Origin of the sequence: Microbacterium sp. (genome assembly GCF_047606385.1) — a bacterium.
Taxonomy (GTDB): Bacteria; Actinomycetota; Actinomycetes; order Actinomycetales; family Microbacteriaceae; genus Microbacterium.
In genome coordinates this window covers 41,544-47,702 of sequence record NZ_JASGEL010000135.1, presented here as the reverse complement: position 1 = coordinate 47,702, position 6,159 = coordinate 41,544, and the positions used below count along the sequence as shown (strand labels likewise).

The following is a 6,159-nucleotide window of genomic DNA, read 5'->3' as shown; positions in this document are numbered from 1 at the left end:
AGCGAGGCGGGTGCGGTCTCGGCAGCATGGGCGGGCGCCGCGGCCAGCACGAGGGCGAGCGAGCCGGCGGCGGCGCCGGCGCCGAGTCCGACGGCTCGTCGGGTGACACAGGTGTTCATGAGCGTCCTTCCGGGCTGTCGTCACCCTCACATCTGCTGTGACAGGTGTCAACGAATGTGAGAGAAGTTAAATGTGGGACTGTGGATCGGGGTGGCGGCGATGGAATAGTTGATGCGTGACCGAACAGACGTCCTCGTCCCGCGACACCGCCTGGCTGACCCTGCCCGACCTCGTCGAGGTGCTCGGCGAGCCGCTCGGCAAAGTGCGTCGCCTCATCGACGACGCGCACCTGGTCGGCTCGCGCCGTCACGGACCGTTCGCGGTCCCGGCGGTCTTCGTCGTCGACGGGCGGCCGCTCGCGTCGCTGCGCGGCACGGTGTTCGCGCTCCGGGATGCCGGCCTCACCGACGACGAGGCGATCGACTGGCTGCTGGCCGTCGACGACACGATCGGGGTCGCGCCGATCGCGGCGCTGCGCGCAGGGCACAAGAGCGAGGTGCGTCGGGTGGCGCGCACCCTGAACTGATCAGGCCTCGCGCTCGACGGCGGCCCGCGCCAGATCGCGCAGCCGGCCGACCGCGTGCGTCCCGAGCGGCGCGCCGGCCAGCGCCCGGTCCGCATCGCGCGCGTATCGGTCGATGAGCGCCTCGACCCGCGCCAGCGCCCCGGAGGCCACGATCGTCTCCTGCAACGACCGGACCTGGGTGTCGTCGAGATCGGGATCCCCGATCAGCTCGTCGAGGGCGCGTCGCACGGATGCCGGGACGGCCTCGCGCGCGTACGCCACCAGCACGGTGCGCTTGCCCTCGCGCAGATCGTCCCCGGACGGCTTGCCGGTCACGCGTTCGTCGCCGAAGACGCCGAGCACGTCGTCGCGCAGCTGGAACGCCATGCCGATCGGATGCCCGAAGGCGCGCAGCGCCGCCCGCTGCGCCGCGGTCGCGCCGCCCAGCGCGCCGCCGATGAGCAGCGGCTGCTCGACGCTGTAGCGCGCGGACTTCAGCGATGCGACCCGCAGCGCCCGTTCCGCGTGCGTCTCATCGGGAGCGGTGCGGAATGCGGCCTCCTCGGCGATGTCGAGATACTGGCCCACCGTGACGTCGCGGCGCATCCGCGCATACTCGGCGCGCGCGCCGGCGGCGATCGCGGGGGAGGCGTCCTCCAGCCCGGCCTCGAAGAGGTCGTCGCTGAGCGCGACCAGCAGATCGCCGAGCAGGATCGCGGCCGAGCGCCCGAACGCCTCGGCGTCTCCGTGCCAGCCGGCGTCGCCGTGCTGGGCCTGCAGCGCGCGATGCGCGGCCGGGCGCCCGCGGCGGGTGTCGGAGTTGTCGACGAGGTCGTCGTGCACGAGCGCTGCCGCGTGGAACAGCTCGAGTGCCGCGCCGGCCGCGATCACGGCCGCGTCGGCGCTCCGGCGACCGGCGGCCGGTTCGGTCACCGCCTCCCAGCCGGTCACGCAGAAGCGGGCGCGCAGGCGCTTCCCGCCCGCGGCGCCGGCGGCGGCCGCGGCCAGGATCCCGGCGGCCTCGTCCCCCCATGAGGCCGCTTCCTGACGTTGCTCACGGAAGAAGGTGTCGAGTCGCTGAGAAACGGCATCCATCGCGTCCTGGGTCCTCGACACGGCCCTAGCCTAGTCAGCGCGCCGATGCGTAGAATCGGCGGTAGAACGTCATCCCAAGGAGGATGCATGCCCCTCTCCGAACAAGAGCAGCGCCTGCTCGATGAGATGGAGCGCCATCTCATGGGCAAGGATGCCGATGTCGTCAGCGCCGACGGCTCGGGTCGCTCGCTCAGCTACCGCAACATCGTGCTCGGCTCGCTGCTGGTGCTCGCCGGACTCGGCGGCCTGATCGGCGGCCTCTCCACGCAGCTCATCGTCGTCGGCGTCATCGGCTTCGTCGTCATGCTCGCCGGCGTCGTCCTGGCCATCACCCCCTCGCGACGTCCGGGTCTCGCCGCGGCGAAAGGGCGTCCGGCCGCCAGGCCGGCAGCGACCTCGTTCATGGACCGCATGAACGACCGCTGGGACCGTCGCCGAGAGGGTCACTGACCGCCTCCGCCACCGAAAGCGCCGACCTCCGGGTCGGCGCTTTTTTCGTGCGCGTGCGCCGCCGGGGGAGCGCGGTGGGGTCTTGATGTGCTCTGTGGTGCAAATGGGTAGTGAAGTGGAGGATTGTGGAGTAGCGTGGAGCCACCTCGCGCGGGCCGGACGAAGGAGGGGGTGATGCTCGGATGCTGCTGGGCACCCACACCCCCAAGCTCGACGACAAGGGCCGGGTCATCCTGCCGGCCAAGTTCCGCGACGACCTGGGCGAGGGCGTCGTGATCACGCGCGGCCAGGAGCGGTGCCTCTACGTGTTCAGCGCGGCCGAGTTCGAGCGGGTGCACGAGCGCATCCGGGAAGCCCCGCTGAGCAACAAGCAGGCCCGCGACTTCCTGCGCATGTTCCTGTCCGGCGCGAGCGCGGAGAAGCCCGACGGGCAGAACCGCGTCGTGATCCCGCCCGCACTGCGCACCTACGCCGGGCTGGAGCGCGAGCTCGTCGTCACCGGTGTCGGCGCCCACGCCGAGATCTGGAACGCCGAGGCATGGGCGGCCTACGCCGACAGCAACGAAGAGACGTACTCGGAGATGGAGCAGGAGGTGATCCCGGGCCTGTTCTGAGCCCCCGGTTGCGATCTCCCGCCGCTTCCGCCCTGACGCACTTCCCCGGCGCCAGGTAGGCAGCGGAGGGGAATCGGAGCCTGGGGACCCGCCCCTTCGCATCATGGAGCTCCGCGACATCCACACCCCGGTCCTGCTCGAGCGCTGCGTCGAGCTGCTCACGCCGGCGCTCGCACGCGACGACGCGGTGTTCGTCGACGCGACGCTCGGGATGGGCGGCCACACCGAGGCATTGCTCGAACGCCTTCCCGGCCTGCGGGTCGTGGGCCTCGACCGCGACACCGCGGCCCTGGCGATCGCCCGCGATCGCCTCGCGCCTCACGCCGGTCGCGTCACGTTCGTGCACACCGTCTACGACGGCATCGCCGCCGCCCTCGCCGCTGCCGGCATCGCGCGCGTCGACGGCGTGCTGTTCGACCTCGGCGTGTCCTCGCTGCAGCTCGATGCGGCCGAGCGCGGCTTCGCCTACGCGAAGGACGCGCCGCTGGACATGCGGATGGACCAGAGCGCAGGCCTGACCGCCGCCGACGTCGTCGCGACCTACGGCGAGGGCGACCTGCGGCGCATCTTCGAACGGTACGGGGAGGAGAAGCTGGCCGCCCGGTACGCCCGGGCGATCATCGCCGCCCGGGCGCAGGAGCCGATCCGCCGCTCGGCGCAGCTCGTGCAGATCCTGGATGCCGCCACCCCGGCCGCCCGCTCGCACGCCGGACATCCCGCCAAGCGTGTGTTCCAGGCCCTGCGCATCGAGGTCAACGGCGAGCTGCGGGCGCTGGAGGCGGCCCTGCCGGTCGCGATGGACGCGCTCGCCGTGGGCGGCCGGATCGTCGTGATGAGCTATCAGTCGCTGGAGGACCGGTTCGTCAAACGGGTGTTCGCCGCGGCATCCGCCTCGACCGCGCCGGCCGGACTGCCGGTGGAGCTGCCCGAGCATGCGCCTCGCTTCCGGCTGCTCGTCAAAGGCGCCGAGCTCGCCTCCGATCAGGAACGCGCTCGCAATCCGCGTGCCACCCCGGTGCGGTTGCGCGCCGCTGAGCGGGTGCGGGCCGCCGCATGAGCATCGTCACGACCGCGGTCATCGAGCCGCTGCTGCCCGACGAGGCGGGAGCCGAGCTCCCGCAGCGCACCCTGCGTCCGCTCGGCAAGCCGTCGCGCCGGCGCCCGAAGCTCGCCTACGGGATCCTCGCCGTCGCCGGCGCCCTCGCCATCGCCACCGCGCAGATGCTGCTGTCGATCCTCTCGACGCAGAGCTCGTTCCAGATCGCCGACCTGACGAGCCAGCAGCAGCAGCTGACGTGGCAGAAGCAGATCCTGTACGACGAGGTCGCCGGTCTCAGCTCACCGCAGTACCTCGCCGCCAACGCGGCCGCGCTGGGCATGGTGATCAACGAGGCGCCGAGCTACCTGCGGTTGAGCGACGGCGCGATCCTCGGCACATCGCAGGCCGCGGCCGACGGGTCGTCGGTCGACGCGCTCGGCCGGGGACTCGTCTCCAACAGCCTGGTCACGGACACGCCGCTGGTCACCGACCCCGACGCCACCATCACGGGCGTGCAGTCCACGGCCACGGACGACACGACGGAAACCGCGACACCCCCGGCGCTGACCGACGGACTGCCGACCCCGGACACACACTGAAGACATGACGACGAGAAGCACCCGGACTCCACGCCGTCGCACCGTCGTCGCCCTCGGCGTCGTGCTCATCGTGATCGTCGCCTTCAGCGTCCGCCTGATCGACATCCAGGTCGTCAACGCGCAGGAGTACGTCTCGCAGTCGCTGTCGATGGGGATCGGCGTCACGCGCACGACCCATGGCGCGCGCGGCGAGATCGTGGACGACGACGGCACCGTGCTCGCCGGCAGCGTGCTGCAGTACGACGCGCAGCTCGACCCCTCCCACGTCGGACCGGTGGAGCGCACCGACGACGACGGCGAGAAGATCGAGGTCGACTGGCCCACGATCGCGGCCGAGATCGGGGCGATCACCGGTCAGAGCGCCGACGACATCGAGAAGATCGTCTCCGACGCCCTCGCCGCCGACCCGGACTCGCAGTACGCGCAGCTCGCGACCGGCCTGTCGACCGAGCAGTACCGGGCGCTGGCCGATCTGAACCTGCCGTTCCTCGCGATGACCTCGAATCCCGCACGCACCTACCCCGACGGCGCCGTGGCCGGCAACCTCATCGGGTTCGTCGGCTCCGACGGCACCCCGCTGGAGGGGCTGGAGGAGTCGGAGAACGAGTGCCTCGCGGCCACCGACGGCTCGGTCACCTACGAGCAGGGGGTCGACGGGAACATCATCCCCGGCACCGAGGTGGACACCCCCGCCGTCGACGGCGGCACCGTCACCCTGACGATCGACGGCGACCTGCAGTGGTACATGCAGCAGCTCATCTCCGAGCAGGTGCAGAACCTCGGTGCGCAGCACGGCCAGATCATGGTCGTCGACGTGAAGACGGGGGAGATCAAGGCCGCCGCCGAGTATCCGTCCGTCGACCCCAACGACATCGACGCGACGCCGGCCGAGGACCGCTCCAGCCGTATCTTCCGCGACACCTTCGAGCCCGGCTCGACCTTCAAGGCCCTGACCGCGGCCACGCTGATCGACACCGGCGTCGCCGATCCGCTCTCGACGGTCACGGTGACCGGCGACGAGACGTTCGCGAGCGGGGCGCGGGTGACGGATGCCGAGAGCCACGGCGCCACGAACTACACGCTCACCGGCGTGCTCATCGACTCGTCCAACGTCGGCATCGCGACCTTCTCGCAGCTGCTGGACTCGCAGACCCGCTACGACTACCTGCAGGCCTTCGGCATCGGCCAGGGCAGCGCGGTGGACTTCCCCGGCGAGGCGTCGGGCGAGCTCAGGTCGGTCGACGAGTGGGACGCGCAGACCACGCTGAACATCTCGTTCGGCCAGGGCGTGTCCACGACGCTGCCCGAGCTCGTCGGCGCCTACCAGGCGATCGCGAACGACGGCACGAAGGTGCCGCTCTCGCTCGTGCGGAGCTGCACCCTCGCCGACGGCACCGTGATCGAGAACGACGCCGCCGACGCGACCACGCAGGTCATCAGCGCGGACACCGCGACCCAGGTGCAGGAGATGCTCGAGAACGTGCTGCTGCAGGGCTCCCTGGCCAAGTCGGTCGCCATCAGCGGCTACCGGATCGCGGGCAAGACGGGCACCGGCGAGATAGCGGAGAACGGCTCGTACAAGCAGGGCGTGTACTGGACGACCCTCATCGGCTTCGCTCCCGCCGACGACCCGCAGTACATCGTCGCCGTGACCCTCGACCAGCCGACTGCGGTAACCTCGTCTGCGGCCAACGGCCCCGCATTCCAGCAGGCCATGACGCAGGTCCTGAAGACGTACCGCGTCATGCCCTCGACAACCGATCCCCTCCTGCTGCCGAAGACGGGATGAGGCGCGGC

General features: G+C 71.1%; 7 protein-coding genes. 6 read left to right on the top strand and 1 reads right to left on the bottom strand.

All coding sequences use genetic code 11. The annotated features are described in order from the left end of the window. The first annotated feature begins 235 nt into the window (after nucleotides 1–235). A complete protein-coding gene (locus QM626_RS14320) occupies nucleotides 236–586 on the top strand; it encodes an Rv2175c family DNA-binding protein (RefSeq protein WP_415077638.1) in 351 nt (116 codons plus the stop codon). Here QM626_RS14320 and QM626_RS14315 read toward each other — a convergent pair whose 3' ends face one another. After that, nucleotides 587–1,681, bottom strand: a complete 1,095-nt coding sequence (locus QM626_RS14315; RefSeq protein ID WP_415077637.1) for a polyprenyl synthetase family protein — start codon at nucleotides 1,679–1,681, stop codon at nucleotides 587–589. Nucleotides 1,682–1,747: 66 nt separating this feature from the next. On the opposite strand from QM626_RS14315, the gene QM626_RS14310 reads away from it, so the two are divergent. The 5 genes from QM626_RS14310 (at nucleotide 1,748) to QM626_RS14290 (ending at nucleotide 6,151) form a co-directional block, all read left to right on the top strand. Then, nucleotides 1,748–2,110 (top strand): DUF3040 domain-containing protein, encoded by a 363-nt coding sequence (locus QM626_RS14310; RefSeq protein WP_415077636.1) that lies wholly within the window; start codon nucleotides 1,748–1,750, stop codon nucleotides 2,108–2,110. Nucleotides 2,111–2,292: 182 nt separating this feature from the next. Continuing rightward, entirely contained in the window at nucleotides 2,293–2,724 is a 432-nt protein-coding gene (gene mraZ, locus QM626_RS14305) for a division/cell wall cluster transcriptional repressor MraZ (RefSeq protein ID WP_415077635.1), read from the top strand. A 103-nt stretch (nucleotides 2,725–2,827) separates the two neighbouring features. Then, nucleotides 2,828–3,781 (top strand): 16S rRNA (cytosine(1402)-N(4))-methyltransferase RsmH, encoded by a 954-nt coding sequence (rsmH, locus tag QM626_RS14300; protein ID WP_415077634.1) that lies wholly within the window; start codon nucleotides 2,828–2,830, stop codon nucleotides 3,779–3,781. Further along, nucleotides 3,778–4,362, top strand: a complete 585-nt coding sequence (locus QM626_RS14295) for a hypothetical protein (RefSeq protein ID WP_415077633.1) — start codon at nucleotides 3,778–3,780, stop codon at nucleotides 4,360–4,362. Before rsmH ends, QM626_RS14295 begins: the two co-directional genes overlap by 4 nt. A 4-nt stretch (nucleotides 4,363–4,366) precedes the next feature. Continuing rightward, entirely contained in the window at nucleotides 4,367–6,151 is a 1,785-nt protein-coding gene (locus tag QM626_RS14290; protein WP_415077632.1) for a peptidoglycan D,D-transpeptidase FtsI family protein, read from the top strand. Nucleotides 6,152–6,159: the final 8 nt, after the last annotated feature.